Source organism: Cupriavidus sp. 05N39 (genome assembly GCF_056397325.1).
In genome coordinates this window covers 36,475-51,952 of sequence record NZ_JBFTNE010000014.1, presented here as the reverse complement: position 1 = coordinate 51,952, position 15,478 = coordinate 36,475, and the positions used below count along the sequence as shown (strand labels likewise).

The window sequence follows — 15,478 nt, the reverse complement described above, 5'->3', positions numbered from 1 at the left end:
GTTTCTCAGGTGGAATAATGGCGGTTTCCACGATCGGGAAACCCTTCGCTGTGCAAGGTCATCCGTTTTGTGATCCACTCCCGCACTTCCGCATCCGCGCCACACGCGCAACCCGTCATGCGCCTGGCCGGGGCGCACCCTATTCGGGTGCCTGCCCTGCCGGCCAGACCTGCCTGTTTCCTTATCCGGGGGAGTGAACATGGATCGTCTCGTATCAATGCAGGCATTTACCCGCGTGGTGGATGTAGGCAGCTTTGCGCGGGCGGCCGAGTCGCTGGACCTGCCCAAGGCCACGCTCACGCGCCTGATCCAGAACCTGGAAACGCACCTGGGCGTCAAGCTGCTGCACCGGACCACCCGGCGCATCAGCGTCACCACCGACGGCGCCGCCTATTACGAACGCTGCGTGCGGATCCTGGCGGACGTGGAAGAGGCCGAGCAATCGCTCACCCACCAGAACAACACGCCACGCGGCACGCTGTGCGTTGACACCACCGCCGGGCTGGCGCAACTGGTACTGATCCCCAGGCTGCATGAGTTCTTCGCCGCGTATCCCGAGCTGAAGATGGAGCTGACCATCAACGGCAAACCCATCGACCTGCTCAAGGAGGGCGTGGACGTGGTGCTGCGCGTGGGCGATCCGGTGGACGACACCATGGTGGCGCGCCGCATCGGGCAACTCCGGCTGGGCTTCTACGCCTCGCCGCTTTATCTCAAGAGCCACGGCACGCCCACCCAGCCCAGCGACCTGGTGCAGCACAAGGCCGTGAATTACCTGTCCAATCGCACCGGCCGCGAGATGCCGTGGCCGATGGGAGCGGGCGAGCAACGCACGGAAATGCTGCTGCCCTCGGCCATTTCCACCAACGACGCCGACGTCTACCTGGCCTGCGCGCTGGAAGGCCACGGGATTGCGCGCATCTCGCGCGTGATGGCGCTGCCGTATGTGGAAAGCGGCCGGCTGGTGGAGGTGCTCGCCGACTGGCCCACCGACTCGCTGCCGATCGCCGCCATGTATCCGCAGAACCGCCACCTGTCGGCCAAGGTGCGCGTCTTCGTCAACTGGGCAGCCGAGCTGTTCGCGCGCCATCCGCATTTCGGGGAAACACAGGCTGGGCCGGCCCGGCAGCCCCAGCCGCCCAAACTGGCGGCCTGAACGCGCCACGGGCTAGGTCGCGCKGGCCTTGGCGGATACGTTGGACGCATCCGCCACGGCCAGCGCTTCCACCTCGAACARCATSCCGTCSAGCGCCAGCCGCGGCACCGGGATCAGCGTGCAGGCCGGCTTGGGCGCATCGCCCCAGGCCCGCGCCAGCACCTCCGCCAGCACGCGCAGGCGCGCCTCATCGTGATCCACCACCAGTACGGTCAGCCTGGCAACCTGGTGCAAGTGCGAGCCGGCGGCGGCCAGCGCCACGCGCAGGTTGTCCAGCGCCTGCCGCACCTGCGCCTCGAAACTCTCCGGCAAGCTGCCGTCCGCCCGCTCGCCGCCCTGCCCGGCCACGCAGATCAGGCTTGCGCCGGGCGCCACCAGCGCCACATGGGAATATCCGTTGGCGCTCGGATCGTAGAGACCGAGGGGATTGAGCATGGTGAGCTGGCGCTTGGCGGGATGCGTTAGTGAGGCCGACATGGATGCAGTTTCCTTTTTCGGTGGCAATGCGCTGCTTGGCCGGATGCGGGACAGGCTCGACAAGGCTGCCCGCCTGCCCTAATATCCAAGAACGTTTTTGGATATTAGGCGCGCCGCATGAATTACACAACAGAAAGCTTGGATAACCCTACTGGTTCTCCGGGTGATCGCATCCTGTTCCTGCTGAAGACCAAGGGCGCGGCCTCGACCACGCAGATCGCGCAGGCGCTCGGCGGTACCGCGGAAGCCGCGCGCCAGCAGGTGCAGAAGCTGCTCGCCGCCGGACTGATCGAAGGCCGCCAGCAAAGCGCCAGCGGTGCCGGACGGCCGCGCCAGGACTGGACCCTGACTGCCAGCGGCCACGGGCGCTTTCCCGATACCCATGCGCAGCTCACCATCCAGTTGATCGGCTCGGTGCGGCAGTTGTTCGGGGAGGAAGGGCTGGACAAGCTGATCGGCCAGCGCGAAGCGGAAACCCGCCAGCAATACCTTGCCGCCGTCGCCGGCCAGGAGCAGCTCGCGCAGCGGCTGGCGACCCTTGCCGCGCTACGCCAGGCCGAAGGCTATATGGCACGCCTGGAGCAGGACGGGGCGGACTGGCTGCTGATCGAAGACCATTGCCCGATCTGCGCCGCGGCGCGGACCTGCCAGGGATTCTGCCGGGCCGAGCTGCGGATCTTCCAGGAAGTCGCCGGCAGCGAGGCGACGGTCACGCGCGAGGAACACCTGCTCAGCGATGCGCGCCGCTGCGTGTACCGGGTCAGGGCCGCGGCATAGGTTGCCGGGGGACAAACAGCAAGCAAACGGAAAGCAAACAGAAACCGGAGACCCAGCCCATGCCCCGCCGCCACGCAAACATGCCGATGGGATTGCTGCGTCAAGCCGCATTCTGCGCCACCCTGCTGCTCTGCGCGCTGGTGGCGCGGGCACAGCCGGCGCCGGCACAGGTCGTCGATATCCCGACCCGTCCCGGCGTGACGCAGCGCTTCCTCTACCTCGCGCCCGCGCAGCCCAAGGCCGCCGTGATCCTCTACGCGGGCGGCCACGGCGGCCTGCAGATTTATCCCAATGGCAGCCTGGGCTGGGGTGCCGGCAACTTCCTGGTGCGCGCACGCCAGCTCTTCGTCGACAACGGGCTGGCAGTTGCGGTCATCGACGCACCCAGCGACCACCTGACCTCCCCCTTCCTGAACGGCTTCCGCCAGTCCGCCGAGCATGCCGAGGACGCCAGGGCCGTGATCGCCTGGATGCGCGGCCATACCAGCCTGCCCGTATGGCTGGCCGGCACCAGCCGCGGTACGCAGTCGGTGGCCGCCATCGCCATCCGGCTCGCGGACGGCGGCGGCCCCGACGGCATCGTGCTGACCTCCACCATCCTTCGCGAGGAACGCGGCCGCCCGGTGCCGGCGATGGACCTCGGCAAGATCAAGGTGCCCGTGCTGGTCGTGCACCACGAGCAGGACGGCTGCAAGCTCTGCCCGTTCAGCGACGTACAGGGACTGATGGACAAGCTCGCCAAGACGCCCAAGGCCGGCCTGATCCAGTTCGATGGCGGCAACAACGTGGGCGACCCTTGCGAAGCCATGGCGTATCACGGCTTCAACGGCATCGAGCCGCAGGTAGTGCAGGCGGTGGCGAGGTGGATCGGGGAGCGGTAGGCGCGAGGTTGGGGCTGCACCCGCCAGGATAGGCAAGTGACATTGCCGGCGGAGCACGCGCCGGCGCGTTACCCGTTACCCGTTACCCGTTACCCGTTAATTTCCCGGGGCCGCGCGCAGTGCCGCGCCCGCCCCCGGCGTGCTGTCACTCGGCCTGGATGCCAGCCGCCTGCACGATGCGGCGGTACTTATCCGTTTCCGCGGAGATGAACTCGGCAAACGATGCGGGGCTGCCGCCGACGATCCGGTAGCCGGCCTCGGTCAGGCGCGCCTGCACATCGGGCTGGCGCAGCACCTGGCCGACTTCGCGGTTCAGCAGATCGACCACTTCCGGCGGCGTCTTTGCCGGCGCCAACAGGCCCGACCAGACGCCCATGTCGACCGATTCCAGCCCGCGCGTTTCGCTGACCGTGGGCACCTGCGGCATCGCAGCGGCGCGGCGCTTTTCACTGAGCGCGATGGCGCGCATGCCGCCGGACTTCACATGGGCCTGGGCGCCGGACAAGGTCACCACCGCCAGGTCCAGTTGCTTGCCCAGCAGATCGTTGATGATGGGAGCCGCGCCCTTGTAGGGCACGTGGAACAGTTTCACCTTGGCATCGAGATTGATCAGTTCGCCCATCAGGTGCTGGGGCGTGCCGACGCCGGCAGTGCCGTAGTTCAGCTTGCCGGGGTTGGCCCGGGCCAGCGCCAGCACCTCGTCCATGGTGCGCGCGGACAGACTGTTGCTGCCGACCAGGACCAGGGGCTGGGTGCCGACCAGCGCCACCGGCGCAAGGTCGCGCTGGCCGTCGTAGCGGATCTTCGGATTGGTCAGGCGTGCGATCGACACTTCGCTGCCGGAGCCCAGCAGCAGCGTATAGCCATCCGGCGCGGCTGCCACCACCTTGGCGGCGCCAATGGTGCCGCTGGCGCCGCCGACGTTCTCCACCACCACCGGCTGCTTCAACCGCGTCGACAGCTTCGCGGCAACGGTGCGGGCGACGAAATCGGCGGCGCCACCGGCCGCGTAAGGCACCACGATCACCACCGGCTTGGTGGGGAAATCGGCAGCGAGCGCGGGCGCGCACAAGGTCGCGAACGCGGCACACGCGGCCAGCCATTGCTTCACAAACATGGGGATATCTCCTGAAAAAAGCGCCGCGTACGGCAAAGGGCACGACTATAGATTCAATGAAGGGCGCCGTAACCGATAGCGGCGTGCGATCCCGGAGGCAGCGCGGCGGCCATCCGCTCGATCGGCAGGGTGGAAAAGCCGGTCGATGGGCTAGTGGCCGCATTGTCGGGAATGCGCGCAACCGAGCGCGCATTCCCGATGCACACCCCGTCCAGGGCCCGCGCCACTTCCCACGATGCGTTGATGCTGTCGGCACCGAAGGGTTGGAAGCCGGTTACAAGCACGCTCATCGCTCGCCCCCTCAGGCAGCGCCGCCGCCAAAGCCGCCGCCGCCCGGGGTGTGGATCTCGAACACATCCCCCGGCTGCATCTCCGCCTGGCCGATATGGTCCAGCGGCTCGATGCGGCCATCGGCCCGCACCACCCGGTTGATACCCGGCGCGCCGGCCTGCCCCCCGGCCATGCCGAAGGCACCATGGTGGCGACCGTTGGACAGGATGCTGGCGGTCATCGGCTCCAGGAAACGCACCCGGCGCACGCCGCCGTTGCCGCCCTTCCAGCGGCCGGCGCCGCCCGAACCCTCGCGGATGCGGTAGCCCTCCAGCCGGACCGGGAAGCGGAACTCCAGCACTTCCGGGTCGGTCAGGCGCGAGTTGGTCATATGGGTCTGCACCACGCTGCTGCCGTGGAAGCCGCCCGCCAGCTGGCCGGTCTCGTCATGGAACCCGCCCGCGCCGCTGCCGCCCGAGATGGTCTCGTAGTACTGGTAGCGCGCGTTGCCGAACGTGAAATTGTTCATCGTGCACTGCCCCGCCGCCATCAGCCCCAGCGCGCCGTACAGCGCATTGGTGATACAGGTGGAGGTTTCCACATTGCCCGCCACCACCGAAGCCGGCGGATTGGGATTGAGCATCGAGCCCGGCGGAATGACCACCTGCAGGGGTTTCAGGCAGCCGGCGTTGAGCGGGATATCGTCCTGCACCAGCGTACGGAAGACATAAAGCACGGCCGCCATGCACACCGCGCGCGGCGCATTGAAGTTATTGGCCTGCTGGGCACTGGTGCCGGTGAAGTCGATCACGGCGCTGCGCGCGGCGGCATCCACCCGCACCGACACGCGGATCTGCGCGCCGTTGTCCAGCGGCAGCGTAAACTCGCCGTCGCGCAGCCGCGTGATGACCCGCCGCACCGATTCCTCGGCGTTGTCCTGCACATGGCGCATATAGGCCTGCACCACGTCGAGCCCGAACTCGTCCACCATGCGGCGCAGTTCCTGCGCCCCCTTCTCGTTGGCCGCCACCTGCGCGCGCAGGTCGGCCATGTTCTGCTGCGGATTGCGCGACGGATATTCGCCGCTGCGCAGCAGGGCCAGCATCTCGCCCTCGCGAAGCCGGCCTGCCTCGACCAGCTTGAAGTTCTGGATCTGCACGCCCTCCTCTTCGATGCGCGTCGAGAACGGCGGCATCGAGCCCGGCGTGGTGCCGCCGATATCGGCGTGGTGCCCGCGCGATCCCACATAGAAGGTGGGCTCGGCGCCTTCGCCCACGTACACCGGCGTGATGACGGTGATGTCGGGCAGGTGCGTGCCACCGTGGTAGGGGTCGTTCAGCACGTAGACATCGCCCGGGCGCATGCGCCCGGCGTTGCCGTCGATCACCGCCTTGATGCTCTCGCCCATCGAACCCAGGTGCACCGGCATATGCGGCGCATTCGCAATCAGGTTGCCGGCGGCGTCGAACAGGGCGCAGCTGAAATCCAGCCGCTCCTTGATGTTGACCGAGTAGGCGGTGTTCTGCAGTTGCAGCCCCATCTGCTCGGCGATATTCATGAAGAGGTTGTTGAACACCTCCAGCAGCACCGGGTCCACCGTGGTGCCGGCRGCGGTCAGCGCCGGCCGCGCCATCGTGCGTTCGAGCATCAGGTGGTCCAGCGCCGTCAGGCTGGCCTGCCAGCCGGGCTCGACCACGGTGGTGGCGTTCTTCTCGGCGATGATGGCCGGGCCGGCCAGTACATCGCCCGGCCGCATGTCCTCGCGCACCACCAGCGCGGCGTCCTGCCACGCCGGCGCGCCGTCGGTGCCCGCGGTGAACATCGGCACGGTGCCGCGCCGTGGCACCTCGCGCACCGGATGCAGCGGGTGTGCGCGCTCGGCCGGCGCATCGCCCGGCACCACGGCCTCGACCGACACCGCCTCCACCACCAGGCCCTTGCCCTGCATCAGGAAGGCGAAGCGCTGGCGGTAAGCCGACTCGAAACCCCGCACGATCTGGTCCAGATCGCCGTGTGGCACTACCAGGGCCGCATCGCTGCCTTCGTAGCGCACGTGCACGCGCCGGTGCACCGCGACCGGTGCATCCCCCGCCGCCTGGCGCCGCAACTCGGTCTGCGCGGCCTCGGCCAGTTGCCCCAGGGCCGCGTCGATCGCGGGCAACGCCGCCGCGTCTAGGCGGGTTTCCACCGCCTGCTCGCGGATCACGTTCTGGTCGGCCAGGCCCATGCCATAGGCCGACAGCACGCCCGCCAGCGGGTGCACGAACACGCGCGTCATGCCCAGCGCATCGGCCACCAGGCAGGCATGCTGGCCGCCCGCGCCGCCGAAGCACTGCAGCGTGTAGCGCGTCACGTCATAGCCGCGCGCCACCGAGATCTTCTTGATGGCGTTCGCCATCTGCTGCACCGCGATCTGGATAAAGCCGTGCGCCACCTCCTCGGCCTGGCGGCCGCTCTCGCGCGCCAGCGTGCCGAAACGCTCGCGCACCACCTCCGCGTCGAGCGGCTGGTCGGCGCCGTGGCCGAACACGTGCGGGAACCAGGCCGGCTGGATCTTGCCCAGCATCACGTTGGCATCGGTGACCGCCAGCGGCCCACCGCGCCGATAGCTGGCCGGGCCGGGGTTGGCCCCCGCGCTTTCCGGCCCCACGCGAAAGCGCGCGCCGTCGAAGGTCAGGAGCGAACCGCCGCCGGCCGCCACGGTATGGATGCTCATCATCGGCGCGCGCATGCGCACGCCCGCCACCTGCGTCTCGAACTCGCGCTCAAATTCTCCCGCGTAGTGGCTGACATCGGTCGAGGTACCGCCCATGTCGAAGCCGATCACGCGCGCCTGGTCCGCCAGCCCCGCGGTGCGCGCCATGCCGACGATGCCGCCAGCCGGGCCGGACAAGATGGCGTCCTTGCCCTGGAACGCCTGCGCATCGGTCAGGCCGCCGGAGGACTGCATGAACAGCAGCCGCACGCCTGGCATCTCGCCGGCCACCTGGTCCACGTAGCGGCGCAGGATCGGCGACAGGTAAGCATCGACCACGGTGGTATCGCCACGGCTGACGAACTTCATCATCGGGCTGGTCTCGTGCGAGGTGCTGACCTGGGTGAAGCCGACCTCGCGTGCCAGGCGCGCCGCGGCCTGCTCGTGGGCGGCATAGCGGTAGCCGTGCATGAAGACGATGGCCGCGCTGCGCAGCCCTGCATCGTAGGCGGCCCACAGCCGCTCGCGCAGGTGGTCCTGGTCCAGCGGCTCGACGACATCGCCGTGCGCGCCGATGCGCTCCTGGGCCTCGATCACCCGGCTGTAGAGCAGTTCCGGCAGCACGATATGGCGATCGAACAGCCGCGGCCGGTTCTGGTAGGCGATGCGCAGCCCGTCGCGGAAGCCGCGCGTGGTGATCAGCAGCGTCGGTTCGCCCTTGCGTTCCAGCAAGGCATTGGTGGCCACCGTGGTGCCCATCTTCACGCATTCGACCAGGTCCGCCGTCACCGGCTTGCCCGACGCCAGGCCCAGCAGGTGGCGGATGCCGGCCACCGCCGCGTCGCGGTACTGCTCCGGGTTTTCCGACAGCAGCTTGTGCGTGACGAGGGTACCGTCGGGACGGCGCCCCACCACATCGGTGAAGGTACCTCCACGGTCGATCCAGAACTGCCAGCGGGGAAGGATTGCGTTTGCCATGATGTGTGCCAGTACGAGTGGAAATGCCCGTGCAGTATATCCACGATTTGTCGATAAATTGGCAACGTTTTGCACCATTTGAACCGGGGGATTTCCCTAGGTACCGGATGCGGGCCGGGCAGGCGGCGATTTCCGACGCGCCCTGCAGATCGGAGGGAATGCGCAGCCAAGCCAGCCTGCCCGTCTGGCTGGCCGGCACCGGCCGCGGTACGCAGCCGGTGGCCGCCATCGCCATCCGGCTCTCGGACGGCGGCAAGGTCAAGGTGCCCGCGCTGGTCGTGCATCACAATGCAGGACGGCTGCAAGCGCGGCCCGTTCAGCGAAGTACAGGGACTGATGGACCAGCTCGCCAAGACGCCGGAGGCCGACCCGCAACAACTTGGGCGGCCCTTGCGAAGCCTAGGCGTATCGCGGCTTTATGCGGTTTCATGCGGCAGGTGGTGCAGGCGGCGGCGAGATGGATCGGGGAGCGCGCCGCGCGAGCTTGCCGGTGCATCAGGTTTGATCCGATGCGCGAACACCTTTGCACGATTTTTTCGCTATGCGTCCAATGCGCGCACAACAGCAAGAATTCGAACACGGTGCATGACATTTTCGTGACAGCGCCGCGCGAATTCGAAAAAACGCCTTGCCGGCCGCGCGGGACCAGGTGCTAGGATAAGCAAGTGACCTCCTCGGCGGAGCATGCACCGGCGCATTCCCCGTTCTCCGTTACTCGTTACCCACTCCCGATCCGCCGGCATGGAGGTTGCGATATGACTGGATCCCTGTTCTTTCGGAACACGTGGCGTCAAGCCACCCTCGCATGCGCGCTCGCGGGCTTTGCACTCGCTGCGCACGCTGGCGACATCACCGGCGCAGGTTCCACCTTCGTCTACCCCTTGCTGGTCAAATGGGCGGCCACGTATCACACCAAGACAGGCCAGGAGGTGAACTACCAGCCCACGGGTTCGGGCAACGGCATCCGGCAGATCAAGGCAGCCAATGTCACCTTCGGTGCCTCGGACATGCCCCTCAAGCCGGATGAATTGCGCGCTGCCGGGCTGGCGCAGTTTCCGCTGGTGATCGGCGGCGTGGTGCCGATTGTGAACCTGGATGGCGTCGCGGCGGGCCAGATTCGCTTTACCGGCCAGTTGCTGGCGGATATCTACCTCGGCAAGATCGCCAACTGGAACGACCCCGCCATCAGCGCAATCAACCCCGGCATTCACTTCCCCGACCAAAAGATCCTGGTCGTGCATCGCAGTGACAGTTCGGGAACGACGTTCAACTGGGCCGACTATCTGTCCAAGGTCAGCGGCGAATGGAAGAACGCCGTGGGTGCCGGCACGGTGGTCAAATGGCCCACCGGCGTCGGGGCCAACGGCAACGACGGTGTGGCCACTTATATCAAGAATGTCAAAGGGGCGATTGGCTATGTCGAACTGACTTACGCCCTGCAACGCAAACTGCCTTACGCAGTAATGCAAAACAGAGACGGCGCGTACGTCAGCCCTTCACGTGAGAGTTTCAGCGCGGCGGTGGCATCCGTGAACTGGACCCAGCAAACGGATTTCTACCAGGTCATCACGGACGCGCCCGGCACGCAGGCGTGGCCCATTGCCGGCGCCGTGTTCGTGATCATGCCAAAAGTCCCCAAGGATCAGGCAAGCGCACAGGGTGCGCTTGCCTTCTTCAAATGGGCACTCAACGACGGGCAGGCCGACGCCGCTGCCGAGCACTATGTGGCGCTGCCACCCGGACTGGTCAAGCAGATCGAAACCTACTGGCGCGACAACTTCAAGTAAGCCTGGCAAGTCACGCAAGCGGGCAAGGGGATGCGCCGGTCAATGCTCGGTACTGCCGGCCCTGGAGCTCCAGTCGGTGTGATCGGACAGATAGTGCCTGTAGGCGTACTCGACCTCGGCATCGGCGTCCTCATGCGCCTGCAGCGGATTGTCCCAGCATTTCGCGCAGGTGTGCCGCGAGGAGGCCGCCGGCTGTACGCCCGCCGTGAATGTCACAAAGCCCCGGTAACGCCCCCATGGCAGTTCCTCGACAGAAGTGACGATAAAAAGATCGCCGCGCTGGTATGTCGCCATGACTGCGCTCCTGCATGCTGAAAAGGGAAATTCATTCTAGCAGCGGCGCATGGGATCACAACCCCGGCATTGTTCTTCGCTGATGCAAATCAAAATGCCGCGTCGCCCGGATCACGTGCCGTCCTTCTCTCCCGCGGTGGGCGCCGCCGCAGTCACTGCTTTCGGAGACTCAGGGGGCGCACCGCTGATCTTCGGGATGCACTCGGGACGGAACCACGCCACGGTGATCGGTTCCCCGGCCATGATGCGCCTGGCGGTCGGCACGACCTGCTCCCCGATCAGCATGCCAAGCAAGCCGACCAGGGCAATGGCGGGCGGAGCTGGCGAGCGGACCTGCAACAGCGCATAGATGATGCCAACCAGGATTCCCGCGCCCAGCGAAACCAGATAGAGCTTCATGACTTTCCTCCTTGGTAGTGTTGCGTGCCACACCGCCAGTCATGTCAGGCGGCGCACCGCCGGCGTAGCGAAACGAGTGGGCAACGCAACGATGGCCCTCGCTCAGAACGCCCGGCAGGGGCAGCCGAACGCGCCGCGCCGCGGCTGGTAGCCGCCTAATGCGCGCACCGGCGCCCAGTCCGGCATGGCCGGCGGTTCCTGGGCTTCTGCATGAAAAGGTTGTAGGCCAGCCGGATGGTCAGCAGGCCCTCGGCATGCGGGGACTCGAGTGTCGTGAACCGCCCGTTCATCAGGATCAGTTCGGGCCTGGAAGGCTGATGCATGGCAACGCTCCTGCACCCCGAATGCCATCTGCGGCAGGTGATCGATGAAGATCAGCTGGCAGTTCTGTGGGGTCAGTACTTCGAGCCTGGGATTCGTCATGATGTTCTCCGGGGACAGCAGGTTTCAGGCGAGGCAGCCTCGCCGGGATCAGTGTTCCGGATTGCGCGCCATGTGCGCTCGCGGGAAGCGGGGTGAAGTTCGCCTCGCGCGCGGAGCCTAACTAATATAGGAAGTCTTTTCGGGCGGACCAGTTTTTCTTGTCTTCGCCGCATTGCGGGACGGGAGAGCCGGGACGGCCGGGGTAACGGTCTAGTTCAGGGATCGGTCCGACGGCTGAGTTCGGGCAGGAGCGGGCCTCCGCTTGCACCCAGGCCATAGCGGCATTGCCAGCTTCCTGAGTTAATATCTCCCGAATAAGAAAAAATCCGGGGGTCAAATGAAAGCGCTGTTCGCTGTTGCCGTGCTGTTCGCGGTCGGGCTGTTTCTTCTCGCACTACTCAAGGTGAAGCGGGGTGGTGCCCCTGCCACAGCAACTTCGGGATATCTGTTTGCCCGAAGAGCGCCATTCATGCGTAATGATGAGATTGAGTTATATGACAGGCTCGTTATGGCGCTGAGAAACGCACATGTCTTTCCCCAGGTGTCCATGTCGGCCTTTGTTCAGCATAAGGGCAAGGCGCAGGCTGCACGGAATATGTTTTCGCAAAAGTACGTGGACTATCTTGTCTGCGAACGTAAGACAATGCGGCCGCTGTATGTCATTGAGCTTGATGGGGCTTCTCATGGGTCGGCCAAGGCGCGCAAGCGTGATGCGCAGAAGGATCAGGTGCTGGCGTCGGCGGGGATTCCTATCAAGCGGTATACATCCAAGGACGTGGATTTCACGGTCATTCTTGGGGACTATGTTTCGGTGACTAGCCTCGCACTGCCTCCAGATACTGTCGCTGTGACTCCTGGCGGTATCGCTCAACAGCGCTAGGCGCAACCTTGCGCAAGGCACCAGAAAGGACGCCCAACACCAATTCTCAGATATTGTCCTTGGCACCCCGCTTTGGAGCCGCCGCTGAGCGGAGCCTGGCGACCGAAAATCCTATTCCTGCTGCCATGGGTGCGGAAATTACCAGGCCGAAGACCGGCTTTCGGCCAAAACATGCTCCCTTCCGCCCAGGAAAAAACATGCTGCTTCCGCCTTCAGGCTGGCTGGTGAGCGAGACGAAAAGTGAGAGAGATAAATGGCGAATCAAGTAACCACGGGGGAAGTGCGTGTCGCGGTGCTGGTGGATTGCGACAATACGACGCCTGAGATTCTCGAACATGCCCTGCGCGTAGTCGCGCAGTTTGGCCGCGTAGTGCTGCGCAGGGGCTATGGCAACCACGCCACGCTGGCAAACAAATGGCAGGATGCGCTCGTGCGTCTGGCCTTCACGCCTTGCCTGCAATACCAGTATGCAGCCGGGAAGAATACAGCCGACATTGCCTTGGCACTCGACGCGATGGAAGCCATGTTCGATTCCCGCGCCGATACTTTCTGCCTGGTCACCAGCGATTCGGACTTTGCATACCTGTGCCGGAAGCTGAGGGAGCGTGGTGCTACGGTGCATATCGTGGGAGAAGCAAAGACACCCGACGCGCTTCGCAATGCCAGCGACCAGTTTTTCGAATGGGTTCCGCCCGAGCCGGCAGGCGAACCGGTAGATCCTGCCAAGCCGAAGATTGCTGTTGCGCCTAAACCATCTGTAAAGCGCCGTCCGAAGGCCGTGATCAATGCGGTCGCACTACTGGCCGGGGGCACGCCTGATGGACGGGTTGGACTGGGGGCGTTGGGACAGTATCTTAAACGGACTGATCCTGCATTTTCACCCAAGGCATTTGGGCATGCGGCATTGTCGGATATGGTGCGGACGTATCCTGATCTCCTTATGGATCAGCCAAATGGGACCGGAATTTGGGTTAGTTTTAGGCCGAAGGGGGATGGAGGGGAAATTTGAATTGAATAGGCGTGCGCACAGGGAATATGACCGCAACCGGCTGCGGATTCAACCGGTCGATGCAACGGTTGAAGAAATCGTTCGGCGGGGGGTTTCATAGTTCAGGGTTTTCCGCTGAAGCCGCACCACGCCTTACTGTTTAGGCAACAAGTCCTGCAAGTCACGCAAGCTGGGAGCCGCGTTTGGTGCTTGCGAAGAGTACACCGGCGCGGCCGGCAGGCCGGGAGCGCCCGACCCAGGCTTGGGGACGGCGGCGGGGTCCAGCCGGCCATTCTGGCCAAGCGTGATCTGGCTGCAGCCGGGCAGAATGCCGTCTTTTTTCAGGCTGTTGGTGATATCTATGGCCAGCACCGCCCCCCGCTCTTCAATAGCGATCGCGGTACCGCCACGGCTGAAGGAGAAATTTCCCCGCCACACGGCCCGGCTCTGTTTGACGTCCCTGAGCGTGGCGCCATAGCTGGCAGAAAGGCGCGCGCCGCCTTGACCGCTGACGACGCCGCCGCCATGGCTGATCGTCAGGATGGTGTCGGCACCGAACGCATTGGCCCTGGCTAATGGTCCGTTCTGGTCCAGTTCCAGGCCAGAGACCTCTTCGAAGCTGGTATTTGTCCCGCACTGCCTGGCAATCTGCTGGAACTTGGAACGAAACGCACCGGAGAACTCCGGGCCCCAGCCCATGCCAGCGCTGGAAATCACATATAGACGGACCGGCCGCCCCTGGTAGTCCATCGCGCGATTGGTGACCGCGACGGTAGGAGCCGCGCAGGCGCTGACAACCAGCGTGGCGAAAAACAGGATAGAGACAAGCGAACCACGGGATGTGCCACGCATTGATCAGGATCCCTGCATCGAATAGGTGAAGAAATAGCTGCCGGAAACCGAGCGCATGGTATAGGTCTGCCCGTACCTGACGAGCTGATAGCAATGTTGCATTCCAATGAATCTGGGGTTGCCCATGTCGAAACAGACTTCGTTGCTCTCCGGCATAATGCGCCAGCGGCCATCGGAATAGCCCCGCGTCTGCATGTTGGTTACGCCGAAAGCCCCGTTCTGCTTGAATTCAAGCTCGAGCGGTGTGCCATTTGGCGAGATGGCGACGATGCGCGTCAGATTCGCAAAATGGCTGCTCAGATCATCCCCGGACAACCGCTGGCCCGGCTCGGCCGCGGGTCTTGCTGTGCCCCTGGGGCTGCTGGCCGCCACGATCGGCGCAGGAGGGGCAGCGCTCTCGGCGCGGAACTTCGCCAGGGCCACTTTAGCTCGCGCTGGCACCTCGGCGATCCACTCCGCCGGAATGGCGAAGTTAAGATTCTGCGCCTCGCGAATCGTGAGGTAAGGTATGCCGAGCAAGCGACCTTCGGTATCGAACAGCCCTCCACCGCTAGATCCGCCGGAAATCGGGGCACTGATCTGGATGCGCGACAGCTTGTCATCCCTGTCCCGATTCAGCGCTGCCACCAAGCCGTCGCTCAGTGTCAACTCCATCCCACTCGGCGCGCCGATGGCAAATACCCGCTGACCGACCTTCAGCGTCGAAGCCGGCGCAATCTTGACCGCCGGGGCAACCAGGCCCTTGGCTCGGAGGATGCACAGATCCCGCTCCACGTCGGCATGCACAAGACGTGCCTCGTGCAGCGTGTTCTCATGCTTGATGGAGATGGCCTTTCCCTGCGCCAGCACGTGGCAATTGGTGACCAGCTCTTCCTGCCCGATCACCACCGAGCTGCCCAACTTGATGCGCTGGCCTTGCGCGTTGTAGACGCTGACCAGCCAGATGCTGGGTGAGCGTTTTTCGTAGAGCTCGCCGGCGTCCATCGCCAGGCACGACGCGGCGGACAGGAACCCGCCCATTAGCAACGCAATATGCCAGTGCAGCTTCCTGATCTTGAAATGGATTCCCATACTTGCCGTATTTCTACGCGTCGCTGCGTTTGTTTACCCGCCCCGCCTATTCGGCTTCTGCCAGCCCAATTGGCGAGCGGCCTCGCTTCTTTTCAGGCAGCGCCAATAATAAGCTAAAGCATGACTCGCACGCCAGCCTCCCGCTGGTGGGATTATTGTCTCTAGCCAAATTCATTTAAACGCGCCTTGACATGTATTAACAAGTCATCAGCCGTGGGATTTTTCGTCAGGGTCGTTCTTGCGAATGCATCAAATTTTCGACTTGGTGTGTCAACCAAACTACGGCAATCCTCACTCCATGCACTCAGGGCCAATGCCAATGACGACACTGACTTCATCCTGAATATCCATGCAGCCTTCCCCGGAAATCGGCGATGAACCTTTTTACGAGCCGCAGCGCGGGTAGACACGGTGCAAAGTCACGCCACCGCCT

14 protein-coding genes and 1 pseudogene are annotated in these 15,478 nt (G+C 64.7%); 6 read left to right on the top strand and 9 right to left on the bottom strand.

The genetic code is table 11. The features are described 5' to 3' along the window. The first annotated feature begins 199 nt into the window (after positions 1-199). Complete coding sequence (locus AC1DN0_RS09430) at positions 200-1,156, top strand: LysR family transcriptional regulator (RefSeq protein ID WP_441628790.1); 957 nt, start codon at positions 200-202, stop codon at positions 1,154-1,156. Between the two features lie 12 nt (positions 1,157-1,168). Here the strand turns inward: AC1DN0_RS09430 and AC1DN0_RS09425 are convergent, their stop codons facing one another. Continuing rightward, positions 1,169-1,633: a RidA family protein gene (locus AC1DN0_RS09425; RefSeq protein ID WP_477145673.1), complete on the bottom strand. Its 465-nt coding sequence runs from the start codon at positions 1,631-1,633 to the stop codon at positions 1,169-1,171. Between the two features lie 117 nt (positions 1,634-1,750). On the opposite strand from AC1DN0_RS09425, the gene AC1DN0_RS09420 reads away from it, so the two are divergent. Beyond that, entirely contained in the window at positions 1,751-2,410 is a 660-nt protein-coding gene (locus AC1DN0_RS09420) for a helix-turn-helix transcriptional regulator (RefSeq protein ID WP_441628786.1), read from the top strand. Positions 2,411-2,469: 59 nt separating this feature from the next. Beyond that, positions 2,470-3,291 carry an alpha/beta hydrolase gene (locus tag AC1DN0_RS09415; RefSeq protein WP_441628784.1) on the top strand — a complete coding sequence of 274 codons (822 nt, stop codon included), beginning with the start codon at positions 2,470-2,472 and terminating at the stop codon, positions 3,289-3,291. 145 nt (positions 3,292-3,436) lie between these two features. On the opposite strand, the gene AC1DN0_RS09410 is transcribed toward AC1DN0_RS09415, so the two are convergent. The 3 genes from AC1DN0_RS09410 to AC1DN0_RS09400 are packed head-to-tail and all read right to left on the bottom strand — an operon-like array spanning position 3,437 to position 8,351. Beyond that, positions 3,437-4,408 carry a Bug family tripartite tricarboxylate transporter substrate binding protein gene (locus AC1DN0_RS09410; RefSeq protein WP_441628782.1) on the bottom strand — a complete coding sequence of 324 codons (972 nt, stop codon included), beginning with the start codon at positions 4,406-4,408 and terminating at the stop codon, positions 3,437-3,439. 53 nt (positions 4,409-4,461) lie between these two features. After that, positions 4,462-4,698 (bottom strand): pyroglutamyl-peptidase I family protein, encoded by a 237-nt coding sequence (locus AC1DN0_RS09405; protein ID WP_441628780.1) that lies wholly within the window; start codon positions 4,696-4,698, stop codon positions 4,462-4,464. 11 nt (positions 4,699-4,709) lie between these two features. Further along, the gene (locus tag AC1DN0_RS09400) at positions 4,710-8,351 is read right to left on the bottom strand and encodes a hydantoinase B/oxoprolinase family protein (protein WP_477111216.1); all 3,642 of its coding nucleotides are present in this window, start codon (positions 8,349-8,351) and stop codon (positions 4,710-4,712) included. Positions 8,352-9,106: 755 nt separating this feature from the next. On the opposite strand from AC1DN0_RS09400, the gene pstS reads away from it, so the two are divergent. Then, a complete protein-coding gene (pstS, locus tag AC1DN0_RS09395) occupies positions 9,107-10,138 on the top strand; it encodes a phosphate ABC transporter substrate-binding protein PstS (protein WP_441628776.1) in 1,032 nt (343 codons plus the stop codon). A 39-nt stretch (positions 10,139-10,177) separates the two neighbouring features. Here the strand turns inward: pstS and AC1DN0_RS09390 are convergent, their stop codons facing one another. The 3 genes and pseudogenes from AC1DN0_RS09390 to AC1DN0_RS09380 all read right to left on the bottom strand — a co-directional run. After that, a complete protein-coding gene (locus tag AC1DN0_RS09390) occupies positions 10,178-10,432 on the bottom strand; it encodes a hypothetical protein (protein ID WP_441628774.1) in 255 nt (84 codons plus the stop codon). Between the two features lie 111 nt (positions 10,433-10,543). Further along, a complete protein-coding gene (locus AC1DN0_RS09385) occupies positions 10,544-10,831 on the bottom strand; it encodes a XapX domain-containing protein (RefSeq protein WP_477144139.1) in 288 nt (95 codons plus the stop codon). Positions 10,832-11,164: 333 nt separating this feature from the next. Then, positions 11,165-11,254: pseudogene (locus AC1DN0_RS09380) on the bottom strand (hydrolase); the annotation flags it as partial. A gap of 337 nt (positions 11,255-11,591) precedes the next feature. Between AC1DN0_RS09380 and AC1DN0_RS09375 the strand changes: the two are divergent. Both AC1DN0_RS09375 and AC1DN0_RS09370 read left to right on the top strand, forming a co-directional pair. Further along, complete coding sequence (locus AC1DN0_RS09375) at positions 11,592-12,134, top strand: DUF2726 domain-containing protein (RefSeq protein WP_441628770.1); 543 nt, start codon at positions 11,592-11,594, stop codon at positions 12,132-12,134. A gap of 253 nt (positions 12,135-12,387) precedes the next feature. Beyond that, on the top strand, positions 12,388-13,143 hold the full coding sequence (locus AC1DN0_RS09370) for an NYN domain-containing protein (RefSeq protein ID WP_441628768.1): 756 nt from the start codon (positions 12,388-12,390) through the stop codon (positions 13,141-13,143). 132 nt (positions 13,144-13,275) lie between these two features. On the opposite strand, the gene AC1DN0_RS09365 is transcribed toward AC1DN0_RS09370, so the two are convergent. Further along, positions 13,276-13,974 (bottom strand): hypothetical protein, encoded by a 699-nt coding sequence (locus AC1DN0_RS09365; protein ID WP_441628766.1) that lies wholly within the window; start codon positions 13,972-13,974, stop codon positions 13,276-13,278. Positions 13,975-13,977: 3 nt separating this feature from the next. Beyond that, positions 13,978-15,045: a S1C family serine protease gene (locus AC1DN0_RS09360; protein ID WP_441628764.1), complete on the bottom strand. Its 1,068-nt coding sequence runs from the start codon at positions 15,043-15,045 to the stop codon at positions 13,978-13,980. Positions 15,046-15,478: the final 433 nt, after the last annotated feature.

What these genes read in the sequence shown, in the direction of transcription:
- AC1DN0_RS09370 (WP_441628768.1), top strand. Translation starts at nt 12,388, where the DNA reads ATGGCGAATCAAGTAACCACGGGGGAAGTGCGTGTCGCGGTGCTGGTG.
- AC1DN0_RS09430 (WP_441628790.1), top strand. Translation starts at nt 200, where the DNA reads ATGGATCGTCTCGTATCAATGCAGGCATTTACCCGCGTGGTGGATGTA.
- pstS (WP_441628776.1), top strand. Translation starts at nt 9,107, where the DNA reads ATGACTGGATCCCTGTTCTTTCGGAACACGTGGCGTCAAGCCACCCTC.
- AC1DN0_RS09360 (WP_441628764.1), bottom strand. Translation starts at nt 15,045, where the DNA reads ATGGGAATCCATTTCAAGATCAGGAAGCTGCACTGGCATATTGCGTTG.
- AC1DN0_RS09390 (WP_441628774.1), bottom strand. Translation starts at nt 10,432, where the DNA reads ATGGCGACATACCAGCGCGGCGATCTTTTTATCGTCACTTCTGTCGAG.
- AC1DN0_RS09365 (WP_441628766.1), bottom strand. Translation starts at nt 13,974, where the DNA reads ATGCGTGGCACATCCCGTGGTTCGCTTGTCTCTATCCTGTTTTTCGCC.
- AC1DN0_RS09385 (WP_477144139.1), bottom strand. Translation starts at nt 10,831, where the DNA reads ATGAAGCTCTATCTGGTTTCGCTGGGCGCGGGAATCCTGGTTGGCATC.
- AC1DN0_RS09415 (WP_441628784.1), top strand. Translation starts at nt 2,470, where the DNA reads ATGCCCCGCCGCCACGCAAACATGCCGATGGGATTGCTGCGTCAAGCC.
- AC1DN0_RS09420 (WP_441628786.1), top strand. Translation starts at nt 1,751, where the DNA reads ATGAATTACACAACAGAAAGCTTGGATAACCCTACTGGTTCTCCGGGT.
- AC1DN0_RS09375 (WP_441628770.1), top strand. Translation starts at nt 11,592, where the DNA reads ATGAAAGCGCTGTTCGCTGTTGCCGTGCTGTTCGCGGTCGGGCTGTTT.
- AC1DN0_RS09410 (WP_441628782.1), bottom strand. Translation starts at nt 4,408, where the DNA reads ATGTTTGTGAAGCAATGGCTGGCCGCGTGTGCCGCGTTCGCGACCTTG.
- AC1DN0_RS09405 (WP_441628780.1), bottom strand. Translation starts at nt 4,698, where the DNA reads ATGAGCGTGCTTGTAACCGGCTTCCAACCCTTCGGTGCCGACAGCATC.